The organism is Ruegeria sp. BB1, from assembly GCF_056539465.1.
In genome coordinates, this window is sequence record NZ_JBQFVB010000001.1 from 615764 (window position 1) to 634773 (window position 19010).

The window sequence follows — 19010 nt, forward strand, 5'->3', positions numbered from 1 at the left end:
CTGGGAATGACGAAGCAGAGGTTAGGAGATTTCTAAGGACCTGCGGTCACTCTTTCTCTGGAATGCACAAACCCGGGAGGGTTCCCGATTTTACGGCGTGCGCACAATGATCGACAAAGGTTTTCAAAGTGTTTGTTTCATTCTCGGCCCGGGCGCGCAGCAGACCAAGGCGCATGGGGCGCACCTCTCCAGCCAAAGGCACAAAAATCAGTTTCTTTCCGTCCGGTGACAAGCTGTTCAAGGGGCGAATATTCGCAATGGAAAAGCCGAATCCGTTGGCAACCAGTGAACGCATCACCGACATATCTGCGGTGCGTTCCGCGATATTGGGCTTAATATTGGCCTCGCGGAAAAACGACAAGAAGTACTCACCGCTGAATGGAAGGTCCAACAGAACCATCGGGCTGTCCTGCAGGTCTGGAATCGTTAATTCGACCTGCTTCGCCAAGGGATGGTCTTCTCCCAAAACCACATAGGGCGGGAGCGCGTGCAGAGGTTGGAATTCAAGATCAGTGGGAATGTCCAGATCGTATGTCAGTGCAATGTCCAGCTCGGCCCGGCGCAATTGGCTGAAGATGTCAGCCTGATTCAATTCACGTTGTTCAATTTGTACATTAGGGTAGCTGTCCTCGAATTCGCGCCGCAAGCCCGGCAAGACGATCTGAGCGAATGTCACAAGACACCCTACGGACAGAATGCCCTGAACCTTACCCGTGATTTCCCCAGCAAGCGTGGCCAGCAGTTCGGCTTCACGCAGAACGAATTCGGTTCGTTCCATGATCTTGTGTCCCGCCTTCGTCAGCGACAGACCGCGCGCATGTTCGCGCACAAACAACGTAACGCCGAATTCGACCTCAAGCTGAGTTATCGCCGCCGAAATCGACGGCGACGACACGTTCAGCTTGTCGCTGGCCGCAGCGATACTGCCCGCCTTCCCGACCGCAACAAAATACTCAAGCTGTCGCAGCGTGTATCTGAAAGGCAATGGTACATCTCCGCTTGGCCGTGGATTAAGCCTTGTACTTGATCCACGTGGTCTTCAAAGCAGTATACTTTTCAAGTGAGTGCAATGACAAATCGCGTCCAAAACCTGACTGTTTCATGCCTCCGAATGGTGTCATGGCTGACAATGCGTCCACCGTATTGACCGAGACGGTTCCCGCCATCAGCTTGTCAGACACTCGGCAAGCGCGAGGCAGGTTGTCAGTCCAGACTGACGCGGCCAACCCATAGATCGAGTCATTTGCCATCGTGACCGCCTGCTCTTCGGTGTCAAACGGGATCACCGACAAGACGGGGCCAAAAATCTCATCCCGAGCCAATGGGTTGTCATGGGTCACGTCGTCAAAGATGGTCGGTTGAACAAAACAACCTTTACCGTCCACGGTGACACGTTCACCCCCTGTCACCAGATTGGCCGTGTTCTTACCTTCGTCCACAAAGCGCATGATGCCTTGTGTTTGCTTCTCATCGACGATCGCTCCCATCTTCGATGCCGGGTCTAGCGGGTCGCCAGGCTGCATTGCTTGCGCGCGGGCAATCAGCTTTTCAACAAACGCATCCTTGATCGAGCGCTCCACATAAAGCCGAGAGTTGGCCGAACACACTTCGCCCTGATTGAAAAAGATGCCAAAGGCAGCCATGTCCGCGGCGGCGTCCAGATCCTCGCAGTCGGCGAAGACCAGATTGGGGCTTTTGCCGCCCGTTTCCGGCCAGACCTGTTTCAGGTTCGACTGGCCCGAATATTGCATGAACATTTTACCAATCGCGGTAGAACCAGTGAAGGCCAGGCAGTCGACATCCATATGCAGGCCAAGTGCCCTGCCCGCAGTCACCCCAAAACCGGGAACAACGTTGAAGACGCCATCCGGAACACCGGCTTCAGCCGCCAGCTCTGCCAGGCGAAGTGCTGACAGGGGCGATTGTTCCGCGGGTTTAAGCACAACCGAGTTTCCCGCAGCCAGCGCTGCCGCGGCTTTCCAAGTCGCCATGTCCAGCGGAAAGTTCCAAGGGGTCACGGCACCAACAACGCCCAGCGGCACGCGGCTGACCAACGCCAGATCGCCAGGGCCAGTTGGGGCCACTTCATCATAGACCTTGTCGATGGCCTCGGCGTACCACTGAAAGAAATGTGCCGAGCCCGGCGCGTCGATAGTCGCCGCATCGGTTACCAGCTTGCCCATATCAAGGCTGTCCAGCAGCGCCATCTCCTCCAGATTTTCCCGGATCAAGTCAGCCAGATTCAGCATCACCGCCTTACGGTCACCAGGAGCCATACGCGACCAGCGGCCATCCTCAAAGGCAACACGACCTGCGGAAACGGCACGATTGACGTCTTCTTCGTCACATTCGGCGACCGGTGTCAGAACCGCACCTGTGGCCGGGTTTATACTGTCAAAAGTCTTGCCTGAAACGGCATCGGTGAATTTACCGTCGATAAAGGCTTGATCCCGGAACGACAGACCGGCGGCGAGGCTTTTCCAATCCGCGTGGGTATTGTCCAACATTTTGTTTCTCCCTGATTATTCGTCGCCGGGGACGCCATAAGACGGTGCCTCGCGCGGGTCGAGCGCACGCTGGACATAGGCGTCAAGTTGCGGCTTATAGATGTCCCAGACGGTCGCGATGGCCTCAATGGGGCAATCCTCGGTCCAGTCACAGCGAAGATCGGCGACGGGCCAACTGACTTTGTCGACAATCTTCATGCCTGCGGAATGCACCGGGCCAGCCTCGCCCCCTGCGGCCAATCCGGCGCGCATGGCGGCGATCAGACGGTCGCCGATATGGCCCGAGGCCGACAGAAAGCCATCGACGATGGCCTGCGGGACCCCGTCATTGGCCAAAAGGTTGCCGCCCGAGGCGACATTTTCAGCCTGTGCTTGCGTCCAGATTCCAAGGCTGTTGGGACCGGAATGGATCGACGTGCGCCCGGCGGTATCCACCGCCAGAACCTGCCGGTATTCGATGAATTTTGCCTTTGCGGTCATGGCCTCGATTGCTTGAGGTGCTGTCTTGCCCTGCTCCATCAGGTCCAGCGTCAACGGACCGAGGCTTGGGTCTGTAACGTTCTGCGATGCAACCGCGCCAACACCTGCCCGCACAAAAGAACAGCGCGCAGCCACGGCGGGTGACGATGACGAAATCGCCAGGCCGAACATACCGGTTTCAGCGCAGCGGGCGACCAGTGAAAAAGTCATTCGGATCTCCTGAAAATAGAAAGTCCGGACCGCGCCTGTTTGGAGGAGCGCAAGTGGCGCGGTCCGGCTAAGGTGGTTGATCTGGTGGATCAATCGGGAATAACGGCGGTTCCGTCGATTTCAACCAACCAGTCGGGACGCGCCAGTGCCTGTACGACCAACCCTGTCGAAACAGGATGAACACCTTTGATGTACTCGCCCATAGTGCGGTAGACAGCCTCACGGTGGCGCACATCGGTGATGTAGACGACCACCTTGACCAGATGCTCCATCGAGCCGCCGGCTTCTTCGATCAACTGTTTGATGTTCTGCATCACTTTGTGGGTCTGTTCGACCGGATCATGACTGTCGATATTTACCGCATCATCCAAATTTTGCGGGCACTGACCGCGCAAGTAAACCGTTTTGCCGCCCTGTGTCACAACGGCCTGACACAGATCGTTGTCCAGGTTTTGCTCAGGATAGGTTTCTTTGGTGTTGAATTTGCGAATGCGTGTATGGGCCATTTCGAAGTCCTGACTACTTATTCCGCCGCGGCGGGGGCGATGATCGCAGCTTCGCCGTCGTATTCGGCATAAGCGCGTTGAATAGCGATCTGATCGGCGATGTATTTCGCGTCGTGCCAGACACCCCAAATGAAGGTTGAACCGCGTCGCGATTGCCATGGCAGGCCCAGAAAATAGATGTCGGGCTCGACAGAAACGCCTCGCTGATGGATCGGTGCGCCTTTGGCGTCAAAGGCGTCGGCCTTGATCCAACTGAAATCCTGACGGAAGCCTGTCGCCCAGATAATTGTCGTGATGCCTTCCTTAGCAAAATCGACTGAAGTCAGGGGATTGGTTAGGCTATCGGGATCAGCAAACCGCTCTCGTGCCTCTGGCTCTTCGGGCAAATCAATACCAGTACGAGCGATATAGGCGTCCGCCATGTCCAGCATTTCAAGGTAGTTGGCATCGCCCGCAGCGACGTTGCCTTGGAGATCATCGGCAAAGCTGAGAATACCGTTCTCGAAGCTTTTGGTCATCCCGGTAAGGGTCACCCCTTCATTTCCCAAGCGGCGGAAATCCATCGTGTGGCCGCCATGCGCACCGCTGACCGAGATCGTGACGTGTTCAGTACCTGGTTTCTGTGCGGCCATATCCCAGAGCCCCAGAACGCCCAGCCACCAAACATTATCGCGGCTACGATAGCGACGCGGGGGGCGGTCATGAGGACCAACAGACAGGAACACCTTGCGACCGGCGCGATTTAACTCATCCGCAATCTGAGCGCCGGACGAGCCGGCGCCCACAACCATCACCGCCCCTTCGGGCAGTTGCTCGGGGTTTTTGTAGTAAAAGGAATGAAGTTGCTCGACGCCAGCCGTTTCCGGCACAATGGGCGGAATAACCGGGTGCTGGAAAGCGCCTGTTGCGGCGACAATGCGCTTGGCATGGATTTCACCGGCGGTCGTCTTAATACGGAACCCACCTTCGCCGGGCAAACGTTCGGCGTTCAGCGCCTCAACACCCTCGCGGATTGGGGCGTTCACCATTTCTGCGTATTCTACCAAGTATTCGGCGACACGGTCCTTTGGCACAAACGCATCCGGGTCATCCCCGTTGAACTGGAGGCTGGGAAAACGGTCATGCCAGCATGGTCCATTCGCAACCAATGCATCCCAACGGCCGGTGCGCCACGCCTCGGCAGTTCGGTTCTTTTCCAGAATGATATGGGGCACATCATTGTTTCCAAGGTGCTCGCTTAGCGCGATACCCGCCTGCCCGCCGCCAACAACCAGCGTATCCGTTTTCTCAATGGACATGTGTCGGTTCCCTATTCCTGCATCTCGAATTGACCTGAAAAGGTCGTTGTGCGCGTGCATCTTGCGCTGCCTGGACGGACGAACGACCACAACCGGCCGAAGACCTTGCACATTCAAAACAGAAGACATCAGAGCGGAGCCATCGCATCGACCAACACCGAACAAGGGCCGCTTTGGCGTTCCGTTTCCTGTGCCACTCCAGCACGTTTTGCACGTTTCCAGGTAAAGGTTTCACAAGTTGGGAACAGACGAAATTACTGTCTAACTTACTCTTAATTAGGCTTTGACTAACCCGCCGGGAATTGCCCTTGTTTCCCAGCTGGTTGTCCGCTTTCCGACAGATACGGCGCGATCAGATAGTATAGTTCACCCTGCGAAGAGATATGACATTTCCGGTAGAGTTGCTTACGCAAAACCTTGACGGTCTGAGGGCTGATACCCAGTGTCAGGCCAATAGAAATCGATGAATGACCCTGCAGGATTAACAACGCCACCTGCGCCTGCCTCGGACTTAAACCGATATCTTGTTCAACAGACAAACGCTGACGCAGTTGCGCGACGATATCTTCCGGCTTTTTTTCATTCGAGGGCTTCAGATCAGGCCAATTCCTTCTCACCAGCGCATTGACGATCGGCGCGACATTTTTTGCGATGGCAAAATCCTTGCTGGAAAAACGCGATGCGGTGGTTGCGTCCCTGCCGAGACAAACGGTGATCGAACTCATGGGGTTGAGACCGGCGTAAAAGGCCAGCTCGTCCGTCAACGTCGTGTTTGTGTAATAGGATTTAAAGTACTCGTTCCGTTGAAACTGATCCGGGGCAACATCGGTCAATCTGTAAAGACCGTCCGCCGCGCGGCTTTGATGCAGGCCATAAAACGGATCCAACAGATAAGCGCCTTTGACATAGTGGCTGTCGATCCGTTCAAAAACGCGGCTGTCGCGGGCATGGGTCATTAGTACCATCGGGCTGCTGCGCCGAAAAAATGCGATGATAGCGAAGTTGTCGAAGGAACAGGTTGCATCCAGCCACCTGTAGAGCGCATCGCCGAACCCTTCTGATCCTATTGCCATTATAGCGGCTGATAGAGCGTCTGGTGCTTCAACAGTTGACATTTCGAATACCCCCCTGGGGGTATATACCCCTCAAATCAGCCTAAGTAACCTTTGATATGAATATAGGTGGTATGCTGTCGCCAACACGTTGGTGGTTCCTAACAAGCCTCACCGGATCAGCGGAATTGCATCGCGAAAACAAAGGGGTTGATCATGGCCAAAGATACACTCGAAATTCTTGCACAGGACGAACACCTGATTCAGTCCTTCGCTGATCTAAACGCACTTAAGCAACAAGGCGCGCGCACCGTGATCTCGCGCGCAAAGGGCGCATATGTTTACGACAGCGATGGCAATGAACTGATCGACGGCATCGGCGGGTTGTGGTGTGTCAATATCGGCCACGGCAATGATGAAATGATTGAGGCGATTTCCAATCAGCTGAAAACGCTGGACTATTATTCCACCTTTTACAACTTCACGCACCCGGCAGCAGCAGCACTGGCTGATAAGATTGCGCAACTTGCACCGGGTCATTTGAACGCCGTGTATTTTGGCAATTCCGGTTCCGTCGCCAATGACAGTGCCATTCGGATGCTGCATCACTACAATATCCGCAAAGGGAAGCCGGAAAAGAAACTGGTTCTGTCAAGACACGGGGCCTATCACGGCTCGACCCATCTGGCGATGGCGATGACCACGCCCGGTTATTCCGAAGGCTGGCACGCGGCCAGTGAATTGGTGCATCATCTGCGCTCGCCCCATTACTGGCGCGAAGGCGGTGATATGACCGAGGCCGAGTTCCTCGACGCCCTGATCGACGATCTGACGCAAAGCATTGAGCGTATTGGTGCCGAGAACATCTGTGCCTTCATCGCCGAACCGATCCAGGGCGCGGGTGGTGTCGTGACCGCGCCAGCTGGTTACCACAAGCGCGCGTGGCAGGTCTGTCAAGCTAACGACATCAAATACGTTGCTGATGAGGTCGTTACCGCCTTTGGTCGCCTTGGGCATTTCTTTGCATCAGAAGACGTGTTTGACATGGTGCCCGACGTCATCACCACGGCCAAAGGTCTGACCTCAGGCTATCAGCCGCTGTCTGCTACGATCGTTTCCGACGATATTCATGAGGTCATCTCAGGCCCCGACGGAATGTTCCTGCACGGCATGACCTATTCGGGCCATCCAGCAGCTGCGGCAGCGGGTCTGACCAATATCGCAATTATGGAGCGTGAAGAAATTCCTAAGCGTGTGCAGACAACCGGGAAGCAGTTTGAAAACAACCTGCGCGGCCTGACCGATATCGAAATGGTCGGCGAAGTGCGTGGCAGCCATTTCATGATGGGGGTCGAATTCGTCAAGGATCGCGACACAAAGGAAGGCCATCCGGCAGAGGTGCAAGTTGGTCTGAAAGTCGCACGCGCTTGTCAGAAACGCGGTCTGATTGCTCGTCAGCTCGGCAACGTTCTCATCTTGTCTCCGACGCTGATCATGGACGAGCCGATGATTGACCGTATCGAAGCCATCCTGCGAGACGCCATCACCGAAGTCGCCGCTGGTCTGTAATCCCGCTTTTGGGGCGACACGGCCCCTTCATCATCTTAGCCATCCATAAGGAGCCAGCTATGCGCGATCCACGCTATGACATCCTGTTTGAACCGACGAAAATCGGTCCTCTAACAGCCAAGAACCGGTTCTATCAGGTGCCTCACTGCAACGGTGGTGGATATCGCGACCCATCGGCGGCGGCTGCGATGCGAGGCATCAAGGCTGAGGGTGGCTGGGGCGTGATCTTCACCGAACAGTGCGAAATGCACCATACATCTGAAATCACCCCATTTATCGAGCTGCGCCTTTGGGAAGACAAAGACATCCCCCAATTGCGCAAGATGTCCGAGCGCATGAAAACCCATGGTGCCCTGGCTGGCATTCAGCTTGCCTATTCAGGCATCAACGGTCCCAACCTTTATACCAAAGAGGTGCCACTGGCCCCTTCTGCCATGCCGATCCGGACCTTTACCAATGATCCGGTGCAGGCACGCGCATTGGACAAGCAGGACATCAAGGATTTGCGCCGGTGGTTCGTGAATGCCGCAAAACGCTCGAAAGAAGCAGGTTTCGACGTGATCTGCCTGTATGGCGCGCATGGGTTTGGTATCTTCCAACACTTCCTCAGCAGGGCAACCAACCAGCGCAGCGACGAATATGGTGGCTCACTGGAAAACCGCGCCCGTTTCAGCCAGGAGGTTATCGCCGATATGCGCGACGCCGTGGGCGATACGATGGCGATCACGCTTCGGGTGTCGTTGGACGAGACCATTGGCGATCTGGGTTTCTCGAATGCCGAGGTGCGTGACTACATCGAAATGAACAAAGACCTGCCCGACCTCTGGGATCTTGCGCAGGGTACTTGGGAGGATTGCTCTGGCCCTTCGCGGTTCAAAGAAGAGGCTGCCCAGGAACAACTGGTGCGTGGCATTCATGAATTGACCGAAAAACCGATCGTTGGGGTCGGACGGTTCACTTCGCCCGATGTTATGGCCAAGATGATCAAGTCTGGCACACTGGATTTCATCGGCTGCGCCCGACCGTCGATCGCTGACCCGTTTCTGCCGAAAAAGATCGAAGAGGGCCGGATCGAGGACATCCGAGAGTGTATCGGGTGTAACATCTGCATCACTGGCGATATGACCATGTCAATCAGCCGCTGCACCCAAAACCCGACCTTCATGGAAGAATGGCGCAAAGGCTGGCACCCGGAGAAGATGAACGACAAGGGGGATAGCTCGAACGTGCTTGTCGTAGGTTCTGGCCCCGCCGGGCTTGAGGCTGCCTGGGCTCTTTGTCGCCGGGGGTATGACGTCGCCGTGGCCGAGGCGCGTGATGTGATCGGCGGTCGCGTGGCCCGCGAACGTCTGCTTCCGGGGCTGTCGGCTTGGGGCCGTGTCGTGGACTATCGCGACTATCAACTTAGCCAACGTCCGAACGTGGAAATCTATCGCGAAAGCGAGTTGGGTGCCGAGAGCATTCTGGAGTTCGGTTTTGAAAATGTCTGCATCGCCACGGGATCCACATGGCGCAAGGACGGGGTCTCGCGTCAGCACGTCGTGCCAATGCCGATTGCCGAAGGCGCCAAGGTTTATACACCGGACGATCTGATGGGTGGCACAATCCCATCGGGCCGCGTGGTGGTGTATGACGATGACCACTATTACATGGGCGGCGTTCTTGCCGAACTTCTAGCCAAGAACGGTGCGCAGGTGACACTGGTTACTCCGTCGGCTTATGTCAGTGACTGGACGAACAACACGCTCGAGCAAATCGCAATCCACCCGCGACTGGTGGATGCAGGTGTCGAGATCGTCCTCAACCAGGGTGTCACCGAAGTCCACCCGGATCACGTGGTCTCGAACTGCGTCTACACTGACCGAACCTGGAAGATTGAGGCGGATGCGGTTGTGGTGGTGGCGTCACGCCTTGAAAACAACGCCGTTTTCAATGACCTGAAAGCCCGCGAGGTCGAATGGGCGGATGCAGGTATCAAGTCGGTCAAGTTGATTGGGGATGCCAACGCACCGGGCCCAATCGCCTGGGCAACCTATGCCGGCCACCGCTATGCGCGTGAGCTTGACGGTAAAGACATCGGTGACGACCTGCCATTCCGCCGCGAAATCACGGAGCTTGCGGTGGACTGAGGTCGTGACCGCGTAACGGGCGGTAAAGTGCTCACTTCGCCGCCCGTAACATTTCAACACCAACTGCCATCTGCGATGCTTCAACGGTTACAACCGTATTCGGTGTGCCCCAATGGTCGCCTTCTCCGGTCGGTGACAAATTACTCGCTGTTTTTCTCAAACTCGTAATAGCCTGTTTGCCTGCTTTATCTTTAAAACTGATAGCCGTATGCAATGGCCGCGAATGACTGCCCTCCCCGCCGTGCTTGACTATTTTTGCCGTCACAAAGCCCTTGTTGTATCGATCCAAGGACTTCCGTTTGATGTCGAAATAGATCTCGCAAACCGTTGTGAGTGTAAGCCCACCCAGGGTTCGATTTCCTGTCTCTTCGCCATGACACCCTTGGCCACGGTACTCTCAGACCAATGATGCGATACGGTTTGTCCCACGCCCGGCTGCGATTGGTTTTTAACTGTTTGACATCAAAACTCTTTTCCTTTGCGCATCCCTGACAAGAGCTGCAAGCCGGTAAAAACCGTGCGCCATCTTGGTATACGGCATCAAAACAAAGAACGTCAGGACCGATCCAAGATGGACGGCAAGCAGCGCTGGCATCATGGCTGTTGAACCGAGGGCGTAAAGACCAAGTCCACTCAACCCAACAAATCCAAGCAAAAGGGTAAAGGCGATTTCCCCTCCCCACGCCATAGGGTCACCGAGATCGCGGTCGGATTTTTGTTTGAGATACACCATAGCACCACACCCCACTGTCAGCAAAACACCACCGGGAATCCCAAGCAGTTTAGGCAATGACCAGAACCCATAGGGCGCATGCATGCCAAAGCCGTAGTGCATCACAGTTGCGACAGAAGTTGACGCAAAGCACAACAGGAAGCCATACATTATAGCTTGGTGAATGTGTCGCCGCGCTTGGCTGAAGCGGTCTTCGTCCTCAAAATTGCAGCCCTCTGCGTGCCCAGCAGCAAGATCCTGCATCTTTCCTGCGCGCTTGAAAGCAGCTGTCACGTCCGCAATTTGAACAGGTTTGCCGCCGACTTCGACCCAATAGCGCCTTAGGCTTATGGCTAAACTAAAGAGCGGCAGCAGGAAGGCAGGTGCAAAGATCGCGACCATCGCATTATGCGACAGGACAGCATAGAACCCCTCGCCTCCACTCGATCCAATGGCGCGAATGGCCAAGAACAGCATTGCAAATCCAATTACAAGCGCCAGGGCTATGGTGCCACCATGGGTGTGGAACCAACGCGCCAGAGGTTGCGGCCAGGCGAAGCATTCCCAGCTGTTCCGCCGCACCTCGGCCAAAGCTTTGGGGAGGTTCAGGTCGAACTCATGCGGAGCTGTGTACTGACAAGCGTAATAGCAACCCCGGCAGTTGTGGCACAGGTTAGCCAACTGCGTGATATCCCCATCGGAAAACGCGCGTTCGGCATGCAAAGACGGAAAAACCGAGCAATAGCCTTCGCAATACCGGCAGGCGTTGCAAATTTCGGCCTGACGACGGGCCTCATGAATCAGTTCAGTTTGCATAAGCGGCGGCCTCACGTCCTGCGATGCGTCCAAAAACGGTGCCTATGGTCATGCCAAAGCCTGCCAGATAACCCTGTCCAAGGATCGACCCGGCCATGGTTTCTCCGGCGGCCCAAAGGTTTTTGATCTTTCCGTCAGGGGTCGAACACTGAGCGGTATCGTCTACTTTGAACCCCAGATAGGTGAAGGTCACGCCGGTGCGTAGCGAATAACCATAGAACGGTGGCTCGGTGATTGGGCGGGCCCAGTTGGTTTTGGGCGGTGTCAGGCCAGAGGTTGTAACACCGTCCAATTCAGTTGGGTGAAAGCCCGTTGTGTCACCACAAGCTGCGTTAAATTTGCTGACAGTCCCGGTCAGCTTGTCGGCTGGCAGGTCCATCATCCCGGCCAATTCTTCCAACGTATCCGCCTTATACGGCGGGAACACTGACGGCATAAACAAATTCAGCGATTTGGCATCGATAATCACATAGCCCACCTGATCCGGTTGGGCTGCTACAAGTCGTCCCCAGATCGCATAGCGCTTTGGCCAGACGTCCTCACCCTCGTCATAAAACCGTTCGGCATCTTTGTTCACAACGATGGAAAACGGCACGCAATCAAGACGAGTGACAATCCCGCCATCGAATTTCGGCGCGCGTCCGTCGATGGCAACGGCGTGACATTGAGTCGGATCTCCAACGCTCTCGACGCCTTGATCCAGAAGGTCTGCCAACACTACACCCCGGTTATAGGGCGTTCCCCGGATCAAAAAGTTCTTTGCTGGCTCACCCCAGGCACGCGTAAGCCAATCGGTATCGGCCTGAAACCCGCCCGAGGCGACAATCACTGCTTTGGGTGTGATGCGATGCGACTGGCCTTCAAAGGTGTAATCGACCCACTCGATTTGGTCACCGCTCAGTTCCAGATGCGTAACCGCAGCCTCATAAAGCACATCAACGCCCAGACCAGCCGCCGTGCGGTAATAGGCATTCACCAACGACTTGCCACCCCCCATGAAGAATGCGTTGGTCCGTGCCAAAGACAGCGTTCCTGACAATGATGGCTGAAAGCGAACCCCATGTTCCTGCATCCACGTTAGGCACTCTTCTGAAGAACGGATTGCCAGCCGGGCCAGATGCTCATCGGTCTTTCCGCCGGTAACTTTCATCAAATCCGAGAGATATTCGTCTTCGCTGTATTCTTCGATAAGTGGACCAAGAGGAGATCTGTGCATGCAGCGGAAATTACGCGTGTGGCGAGAGTTTCCTCCGCGATACGGTTTTGGCGCCGTTTCAAGGATCAGAACTCGGGCGCCTGCCTCGGCAGCGGTCATCGCGGCACAGAGGGCAGCATTGCCGCCGCCAATCACAGCGATATCGTAAGCTTCACTTTTGGGGACCATGTCCTGACTACCTACTGGCTTTCGTCGATTGTGCGGTCGCGTTCCTGCAACGCACGTATCCGCATCCGTTGCGCGGCCTGAATATGCGCACGCATTTCCGTCTCGGCCGCAGCACCATCACGGGCTTTCAACGCGATCATGATGCGCCGATGTTCGGCCACTGCCGCCTCAGCCCTGTCACCATCCAGCAGTTGCGATGGCCCAAGGATCAACAGCGCCTTTTGAAGCGACAGCATGGATTTCGTCAAAAACCGGTTCTTGGCCGCGTCAAGCAAAGTGGCGTGAAAAACTCTGTTAATCCGTGCCGTATCTGTACCGGTGCCCGCTTCGGCCAGCCGGTCTGTAAGCACGTCCAGCTCATCCAGCTCGACTTCTGACGCCGCGCGAGCTGCCAGCCGGGCCGCGGTACCTTCCAACACCGCGCGCATTTCATAGAGCTCCATGATCTCGGCGTAATCCAGACTTCGAACGGTCGCGCCCTGCCGGGGAACATGGGTGACAAGGCCATCGGCCTCTAGGTGCCGGATCGCCTCACGTACAGGGGTACGGCTGACGCCTAATCGTTCGGACAACTCGACCTCGCGCAGGCGTTCGCCGGGCAAAAGCGTGCCTTCGCGAATTTCTTCCAGCAAACGCTTATACGCGGAATTTCCTTGCGGACCGGGCTGGAAAGGGTCGTCCTGAATTGTCATTGCGGGCTCTCTTGTCATTGTGTGTCCTGATGTATACAAATGGATACATTGTGAGTCAACAACGCCGGAATTCTTCCCTTGTCCGACCAGTCAAAGACATCTTCTCTGTTGTTAAGACGGGCCGTAACACTCGGCCTTGCAGTATTGGGAACGGGAGTATTCTGGGCATTGAGCTTGCCGTTGCCCTTTCTATTCGGCCCAATGAGCGCTTGTCTGATTGCTGCCTTGGCTCATGCCCCCATGGCGGGTTTCGGTCAGGTCTCAGTCGCGGCTCGCACAATATTGGGTGTGGCAGTTGGGGCGTCTATTACACCGGCCCTGTTTGTTGAATTGCCAAAGATGGCAGCATCGATTGCGCTGATCCCGTTCTTCATCCTTTTGATCGCGCTGGTTGGGGTGCCATTCTTTCGAAAAGTCTGGGGCTTTGACACCACAACCGCTTTCTACGCGGCTATGCCCGGTGGATTGCAGGACATGATCATCTTCGGTTCCGAGGCCGGGGCAAACCCGCGTACCCTATCCCTGATCCATGGTACGCGTGTGCTGATCATCGTGACGCTGGCCCCTTTGTTTTTAACCGTGTTTTACGATGCACAACTCACCAACCCAATCGGAGAGCCCGCCCGCGATCTTCCCTTGCATGAACTGGCGCTTATGGTTCTGGCGGCCATTGTCGGCTGGAAAGGCGGCGAACGGATCGGCCTGTTCGGCGCGTCCATACTGGGACCAATGATACTGACTGCGGCGTTGTCACTGGGGGACTTCATTCATACCCGCCCGCCGCGCGAGGCCATCCTTGCGGCGCAGTTCTTTATCGGCTGCGGGATCGGTGTAAAATTTGTTGGCGTCACATGGGTTGAATTGCGCAGGGTTGTGGCAGCAGGCTTTGCCTATGTCGTCGTGCTAGCCATACTTGCGGCCGCCTTTACTGCTGTCGTCACTACACTGGGCTTCGGTCAGCCGGTCGAGGCATTTCTTGCTTTCGCCCCCGGCGGACAGGCTGAAATGACGGTTCTAGCCATCGTTTCCGGGGCAGATCTTGGCTTTGTGATCACCCACCACCTGACGCGGATCGTTCTGGTCATCATCGGCGCGCCCATCGCGGCCAATCTTATCTTGCGTTGGTCCAAATCTCGGGATTGATCATGTGAATCGGAGCTTTCTCGGCATAGGCGTTCACCTGATCGAAGATGTCGGCAAATTGCAGGTCGAACTCATCTTCGGTGACGAAACCGATATGCGGGGTTGCGATCAGGTTGGGATGCGACAGTAACGGATCATTCGGATCTGTAAGGGGCTCTGTATCAAAGACATCAATTGCGGCCTTGCCAGGACGACCCGCGTTTAACGCGTCAAGCAACGCACCGGGAACAATTAGCCCTGCACGGGATGTATTCACAAACAGCGCGTCTGATTGCATCTGCGCGAAATCTGACGCCGTGACTATCCCATGCGTGTCTGGTTTCAGGCGCACATGGATCGAGACGACGTCACTGTTGGCAAAGAACGCGTCGCGGTCGGGCGCGACCTGTACTCCATCTGCTTGTGCCCGTGCCCGTCCTTCGTCCGAAGACCACCAGACGACGTTCATACCGAACGCCTCGGCATAACCAGCGACGGCGCGGGCAATACGGCCATAGCCATAAAGGCCCAGCTGCCGCCCCCTCAGTGTTTTGCCTACTCCGGCCTGCCAATGCCCCGCCTTGGCCGAGGCTATCTGTGCAGGTAAGTCGCGCATCCCGGCCATGATCAGCGCCCAGGTGAGTTCGGCAGCGGCATATGAGGGCGTCCCGCCATGCATGTTCGAACACAGCAGTACGCCGTGGTCCGAGCATGCCTGCACATCGACATGGGGGTACACGCTGCGCTGGCTGATAAGTTTCAGGTTGGGCAGCTTTTCAATCAAGGCGCGACTGATTTTGGTGCGTTCGCGAAACAGAACCAGCGCCTGAGCCTGATGCAAGCGCTCGGCCAGTTCGTCGGTGTCTTCGACATGATCGGTCCAGACCTTCACGTCATGTTTGGAAAGCTTCCCAAAACAGGGCAGACCCTGCAGCGTATCAAACCAATCATCCAGAATGTGAACCTTCATCGGCTTTCTATACCCTGCCCTGTTGTCAGCTTTCTTGGTGTCGGCACAAAATGCTGCGCGTCGAGTGCGGCAAGCGCATTTCGAACGCGTTCGCTTTGATCAAGTAAATTGTTGAACTGCTCATCGCATCCGGCGATCGGTGTTGGGTATTCCGCCATGTCCCGTCTTAGGGCCGCCTGCGCCAACCTGAGTTCCTGACGCGCAATATCAAGGCATTCAGAATAGTCATCCATCGCGGCATCCCTAAATTGTATACCGAAGTATACCAACTTATGATCCCTATTTCAACTCCCGTTCCATACAGATTCCGGCACATAGACATGTCCATCCGCCAACTTCCGTGCGGTCCGCACCAGACCTGCTGAGTTGACTTTGAACTCCTGGCCATTTGAAAAGTCCACTAACACGTCGATGTTGCCTGATGCATGTTCCAGCACAACATCAGCCGGGCTTGCCTCGGGTCGATCCAACAAACTGTCGGCGACTGTTCCGGGTGTCAAAGCGCAAGACGCCATACATTGTGCGCCGGTAACGGCCATGGTCGGATGAGTCTTCCACGGCATGAAATACCGAATTGCTAGGGTTCCACCTTTCTTGGCGGGCGCGACAAGGCCGAATTTGGGTGTCACTGATTTTGACACGTCCCCCATGCCCATCAATTTTCCGGCTTCGATCCGAACCGCCTCCATCCGGTCAAAGAAACCGCGGTTGGCATCCAACTCATCAGCGCTTTCATACCCTGTCAGGCCGAAATCTGAGGCCCGAGCGATGGCCATTGGCATGGCGACATCCATACAGGTCAGCTCGATCCCCTGCACTGTATCGCGCAGGTGTCCGGTGGGCAGGAACGCACCGGTGGCTGACCCTACAACTCCCATGAAACTAAGTTGTACCGGCGCTGATTGCCCGGGTACCCCGGCGATTTCTGCATCGCCTTCATAAACCAGCTCTCCCCCCGGTGTCTGCACTTTGGCTACAACACGGGCACCCGTGTTGACTGCGCGAATGCGAACCTCCGTCACATCACCTTGTGGCTGGAACAAACCCATTTCGATCGCAGCCGGAGCGACGCCGGACAGGATGTTGCCGCAGGTGGGTTTGAAATCGACCAACTTCTCTTCAACCGAAACCTGCGCGAAGAAATAGTCGATATCGGCCCAGTCATCGTCGCTGACCGACAGCATTGCAACCTTTGTGGTCACCGCTGTACCGCCACCGATCCCGTCGATGTTGATTGATTGCCCTGCCCCAAGGGCCGCGACCAGAACGTCGGCCAACCTGTCCCGATCTTCAGGCAGATCAGAGCGGCGGAAATAAGGCCCCCGCGAAGTGCCGCCACGCATGAAAATATACGGGATTGCTGTCTGGGTCATAGCGAACCGTCCTTTACAAACCGTGTGAGATTTTTTGTGAATTCAGCCCCGTGCTGCGTGCTGTTCATCAGGTCGGGCATCATTGGACCGCTTACTTCAGTGGCCATGGCAAGCTGACCATGTCTTGCAGTAGACCCGGCGGGAAATCCCGGTTCAGAGCACCTGCCATGAAGCACATGAAGCCAATGCCGCAGGCGGTCAGGATCAGAGTTAACCGCCAGTCCGCCCCGGAACGAATGCGAAAGAAGGCGATCAGGAACCCAAGCAAGGCGAGGATGAAACCCACAACCCAAGTGGCCGCGATCAAACTGGCGAACCATGCCAAGGTAGACCAGAGGCCGTGAGGCGCGCTCGCGTCCTCGCCGGCGATCTCTTTGTCTGCAAAGATTGGATCACCCTCGGGCCGCCGTGTCATCTGGATCAGCAATACAACGCAACAGAACAAAGACACGCTGCCGATCACCAGCGGGATGATCTTGTCGGTCATGTTGTAGTCGGGGATCATATTGGCGTTCACCAAAGCGACGATCAGATAGGCCATGATCACCAGCAGGAAGATCAGTGGCGCACGTTTGGTGCCGGCTTGAACATCACCCTCGGCCATGATCATCTTGGCTTGTCGAATACCTAGAATGATCGAAACAACCGTAACCACGATCAGCACGATGACGATTGGGCTGAACACGTACTCCATCCCCTCACCAAAGCTTTTGCGGAACCGGAAAGAGGCGATCTGGAACGCCTGATTGGTGAACTTCTCAACCGGGTTTGACAGGACAAAACCGATCAGGAAAGCCGGGCGCGACCAGTCGAAACGGCGCAGGAAGATGCCAATCAGACCGATGACAAACAAGGCCAGAAGATCTTCGAAATTCTGACCAGACTGAAAGGCCGCAAAGCTGATCAGCATGAACAGGAACGGCGCCAGATAGGTGAAGCGGATGGTTGTTAGTTTGGCGATACCGCCCGAAGCGGCGATACACAGAATGGTTCCAACGACGTTGGCCAACGCCAACAGCCAGACGATGGAATAGGTAATGTTGAGATTGTCCTTGAGCATGCTCGGGCCAACCTCAATGTCGCCAGACCCCAACAATGCAACTGCACCGATGAAAATCGCCATCGATCCCGAACCTGGAATACCAAACAGCAAAGTAGGAACAAGCCCACCACCCTCTTTCGCGTTGTTCGAGCTTTCCGGGCCAATGACCCCGCGCACTTCGCCCTTGCCAAAGTTGCTCTTGTCTTTGGTGGTTTGCACCGAGTGGCCATAGGCGATCCAGTCGACGACCGAACCTCCGAGGCCGGGGATGACACCGACAACCACACCGATGATCGAACACCGGACCGACAGCCAGATATTCGCAGCCCAATCCTTTACACCATCCAGCCATCCAGCCCCCAGCGAGGCCCCCTTGGCGATAGATCGATCCTGTCGCAGCAAAGAGACGATTTCGGGGACGGCAAAAATACCCAAGCCCACGATGACCAGTTTCAGACCGTCTGTCAGATAAGGAATGTCGTAAGTCGCCATCCGCAGCGACCCGCCCGCATCGGCCTCACCGATGGTGCCGACCATCAGGCCCAAACCCGCAGCGGCGACGCCTTTCAGCGGAATGCGCCCCGCCAGAATAGCAACCATCGACAGGCCGAGAATGGTGATCATCAGCATCTCGGGCAGGCCAAAGGCCAGCACGATTGGTCGCGCGATCAGAATGAACATGGTCAGGAAGGTCGCGCCAACGAGCCCGCCAAACAACGAAGACGAAAAGGCCGCTGACAAGGCCCGCGCAGCCTCGCCCTTTTTCGCCATAGGGAACCCGTCCAGCACCGTGGCCTGCGAAGCAGAGCTGCCGGGAATACCCATTAAAACAGATGCGAACGTGTCCGAAGTGGGCACAACAGCGACCATTCCGATCATCAGCGCCAGCCCCAGGATCGGGTCCATGCCGAACATGAATGGCAGCAACAGGGAAAGACCGGCTATGCCACCGAGGCCAGGAAAAACCCCTACGGCCAGCCCCATGACAACACCCAAAATTAGGTATCCCAGAACGATGGGTTGCAGGATCAGACCCCACGCCTCTCCAAGCGCAGGAAGAGCGGTGGCGAAAACCTCCATAGCGGCCGCCTTTCATAAATTGTCTTGTGTATGGAAAAGCGCGCGCCCTTCGTTACAGGCGCGCGCTG

The 19010-nt window shown here is 56.0% G+C and carries 17 protein-coding genes; 3 read left to right on the forward strand and 14 right to left on the reverse strand.

What is annotated here, in order from left to right:
- Positions 1-46: 46 nt before the first annotated feature.
- The 6 genes from ACR0AL_RS03130 to ACR0AL_RS03155 form a co-directional block, all read right to left on the reverse strand.
- Positions 47-985, reverse strand: a complete 939-nt coding sequence (locus ACR0AL_RS03130; RefSeq protein WP_170348685.1) for a LysR substrate-binding domain-containing protein — start codon at positions 983-985, stop codon at positions 47-49.
- A 25-nt stretch (positions 986-1010) separates the two neighbouring features.
- Positions 1011-2507 carry an aldehyde dehydrogenase gene (locus tag ACR0AL_RS03135; RefSeq protein ID WP_480661932.1) on the reverse strand — a complete coding sequence of 499 codons (1497 nt, stop codon included), beginning with the start codon at positions 2505-2507 and terminating at the stop codon, positions 1011-1013.
- A gap of 15 nt (positions 2508-2522) precedes the next feature.
- The gene (locus ACR0AL_RS03140; protein ID WP_480661934.1) at positions 2523-3197 is read right to left on the reverse strand and encodes a DUF1028 domain-containing protein; all 675 of its coding nucleotides are present in this window, start codon (positions 3195-3197) and stop codon (positions 2523-2525) included.
- 89 nt (positions 3198-3286) lie between these two features.
- Positions 3287-3703, reverse strand: a complete 417-nt coding sequence (locus ACR0AL_RS03145) for a RidA family protein (RefSeq protein ID WP_170330089.1) — start codon at positions 3701-3703, stop codon at positions 3287-3289.
- A 17-nt stretch (positions 3704-3720) separates the two neighbouring features.
- Entirely contained in the window at positions 3721-5001 is a 1281-nt protein-coding gene (locus ACR0AL_RS03150) for a flavin-containing monooxygenase (RefSeq protein WP_480661935.1), read from the reverse strand.
- Between the two features lie 287 nt (positions 5002-5288).
- On the reverse strand, positions 5289-6116 hold the full coding sequence (locus tag ACR0AL_RS03155; RefSeq protein ID WP_480661936.1) for a helix-turn-helix transcriptional regulator: 828 nt from the start codon (positions 6114-6116) through the stop codon (positions 5289-5291).
- A gap of 153 nt (positions 6117-6269) precedes the next feature.
- Here ACR0AL_RS03155 and ACR0AL_RS03160 point away from each other — a divergent pair, with 153 nt between their 5' ends.
- Positions 6270-7622, forward strand: coding sequence for an aminotransferase class III-fold pyridoxal phosphate-dependent enzyme (locus ACR0AL_RS03160; protein ID WP_480646633.1), 1353 nt, complete (start codon positions 6270-6272; stop codon positions 7620-7622).
- A 59-nt stretch (positions 7623-7681) separates the two neighbouring features.
- Positions 7682-9751 carry an oxidoreductase gene (locus ACR0AL_RS03165; protein ID WP_170348679.1) on the forward strand — a complete coding sequence of 690 codons (2070 nt, stop codon included), beginning with the start codon at positions 7682-7684 and terminating at the stop codon, positions 9749-9751.
- Positions 9752-9782: 31 nt separating this feature from the next.
- Here the strand turns inward: ACR0AL_RS03165 and ACR0AL_RS03170 are convergent, their stop codons facing one another.
- The 4 genes from ACR0AL_RS03170 to ACR0AL_RS03185 form a co-directional block, all read right to left on the reverse strand.
- Positions 9783-10040, reverse strand: a complete 258-nt coding sequence (locus tag ACR0AL_RS03170; protein WP_170348678.1) for a hypothetical protein — start codon at positions 10038-10040, stop codon at positions 9783-9785.
- A gap of 159 nt (positions 10041-10199) precedes the next feature.
- Positions 10200-11279, reverse strand: coding sequence for a tricarballylate utilization 4Fe-4S protein TcuB (tcuB, locus tag ACR0AL_RS03175; RefSeq protein ID WP_480662539.1), 1080 nt, complete (start codon positions 11277-11279; stop codon positions 10200-10202).
- Entirely contained in the window at positions 11269-12663 is a 1395-nt protein-coding gene (tcuA, locus tag ACR0AL_RS03180; RefSeq protein WP_480661937.1) for an FAD-dependent tricarballylate dehydrogenase TcuA, read from the reverse strand. The genes tcuB and tcuA overlap by 11 nt, the downstream gene beginning before the upstream one ends.
- 11 nt (positions 12664-12674) lie before the next feature.
- The gene (locus ACR0AL_RS03185) at positions 12675-13355 is read right to left on the reverse strand and encodes a GntR family transcriptional regulator (protein ID WP_170394017.1); all 681 of its coding nucleotides are present in this window, start codon (positions 13353-13355) and stop codon (positions 12675-12677) included.
- A 168-nt stretch (positions 13356-13523) separates the two neighbouring features.
- Between ACR0AL_RS03185 and ACR0AL_RS03190 the strand changes: the two genes are divergently transcribed.
- Positions 13524-14498 (forward strand): AbrB family transcriptional regulator, encoded by a 975-nt coding sequence (locus tag ACR0AL_RS03190; RefSeq protein ID WP_254428440.1) that lies wholly within the window; start codon positions 13524-13526, stop codon positions 14496-14498.
- Here ACR0AL_RS03190 and ACR0AL_RS03195 read toward each other — a convergent pair.
- The 4 genes from ACR0AL_RS03195 to ACR0AL_RS03210 form a co-directional block, all read right to left on the reverse strand.
- Positions 14467-15447, reverse strand: a complete 981-nt coding sequence (locus ACR0AL_RS03195) for a D-2-hydroxyacid dehydrogenase family protein (protein WP_480661938.1) — start codon at positions 15445-15447, stop codon at positions 14467-14469. The two genes, ACR0AL_RS03190 and ACR0AL_RS03195, sit on opposite strands and share 32 nt — an antisense overlap.
- Positions 15444-15680: a hypothetical protein gene (locus ACR0AL_RS03200; RefSeq protein WP_480661939.1), complete on the reverse strand. Its 237-nt coding sequence runs from the start codon at positions 15678-15680 to the stop codon at positions 15444-15446. The genes ACR0AL_RS03195 and ACR0AL_RS03200 overlap by 4 nt, the downstream gene beginning before the upstream one ends.
- A 51-nt stretch (positions 15681-15731) precedes the next feature.
- Positions 15732-16820 carry a 4-oxalomesaconate tautomerase gene (locus tag ACR0AL_RS03205; RefSeq protein ID WP_170375284.1) on the reverse strand — a complete coding sequence of 363 codons (1089 nt, stop codon included), beginning with the start codon at positions 16818-16820 and terminating at the stop codon, positions 15732-15734.
- A 91-nt stretch (positions 16821-16911) separates the two neighbouring features.
- A complete protein-coding gene (locus ACR0AL_RS03210) occupies positions 16912-18942 on the reverse strand; it encodes a tripartite tricarboxylate transporter permease (protein WP_480646618.1) in 2031 nt (676 codons plus the stop codon).
- Positions 18943-19010 lie beyond the last annotated feature (68 nt).

Bases quoted from the DNA above. Each gene is read 5' to 3' on its own strand.
- ACR0AL_RS03135 (WP_480661932.1), bottom strand. From the start codon at position 2,507: ATGTTGGACAATACCCACGCGGATTGGAAAAGCCTCGCCGCCGGTCTG.
- ACR0AL_RS03140 (WP_480661934.1), bottom strand. From the start codon at position 3,197: ATGACTTTTTCACTGGTCGCCCGCTGCGCTGAAACCGGTATGTTCGGC.
- ACR0AL_RS03145 (WP_170330089.1), bottom strand. From the start codon at position 3,703: ATGGCCCATACACGCATTCGCAAATTCAACACCAAAGAAACCTATCCT.
- ACR0AL_RS03150 (WP_480661935.1), bottom strand. From the start codon at position 5,001: ATGTCCATTGAGAAAACGGATACGCTGGTTGTTGGCGGCGGGCAGGCG.
- ACR0AL_RS03155 (WP_480661936.1), bottom strand. From the start codon at position 6,116: ATGTCAACTGTTGAAGCACCAGACGCTCTATCAGCCGCTATAATGGCA.
- ACR0AL_RS03160 (WP_480646633.1), top strand. From the start codon at position 6,270: ATGGCCAAAGATACACTCGAAATTCTTGCACAGGACGAACACCTGATT.
- ACR0AL_RS03165 (WP_170348679.1), top strand. From the start codon at position 7,682: ATGCGCGATCCACGCTATGACATCCTGTTTGAACCGACGAAAATCGGT.
- tcuB (WP_480662539.1), bottom strand. From the start codon at position 11,279: ATGCAAACTGAACTGATTCATGAGGCCCGTCGTCAGGCCGAAATTTGC.
- tcuA (WP_480661937.1), bottom strand. From the start codon at position 12,663: ATGGTCCCCAAAAGTGAAGCTTACGATATCGCTGTGATTGGCGGCGGC.
- ACR0AL_RS03185 (WP_170394017.1), bottom strand. From the start codon at position 13,355: ATGACAATTCAGGACGACCCTTTCCAGCCCGGTCCGCAAGGAAATTCC.
- ACR0AL_RS03195 (WP_480661938.1), bottom strand. From the start codon at position 15,447: ATGAAGGTTCACATTCTGGATGATTGGTTTGATACGCTGCAGGGTCTG.
- ACR0AL_RS03200 (WP_480661939.1), bottom strand. From the start codon at position 15,680: ATGGATGACTATTCTGAATGCCTTGATATTGCGCGTCAGGAACTCAGG.
- ACR0AL_RS03205 (WP_170375284.1), bottom strand. From the start codon at position 16,820: ATGACCCAGACAGCAATCCCGTATATTTTCATGCGTGGCGGCACTTCG.
- ACR0AL_RS03210 (WP_480646618.1), bottom strand. From the start codon at position 18,942: ATGGAGGTTTTCGCCACCGCTCTTCCTGCGCTTGGAGAGGCGTGGGGT.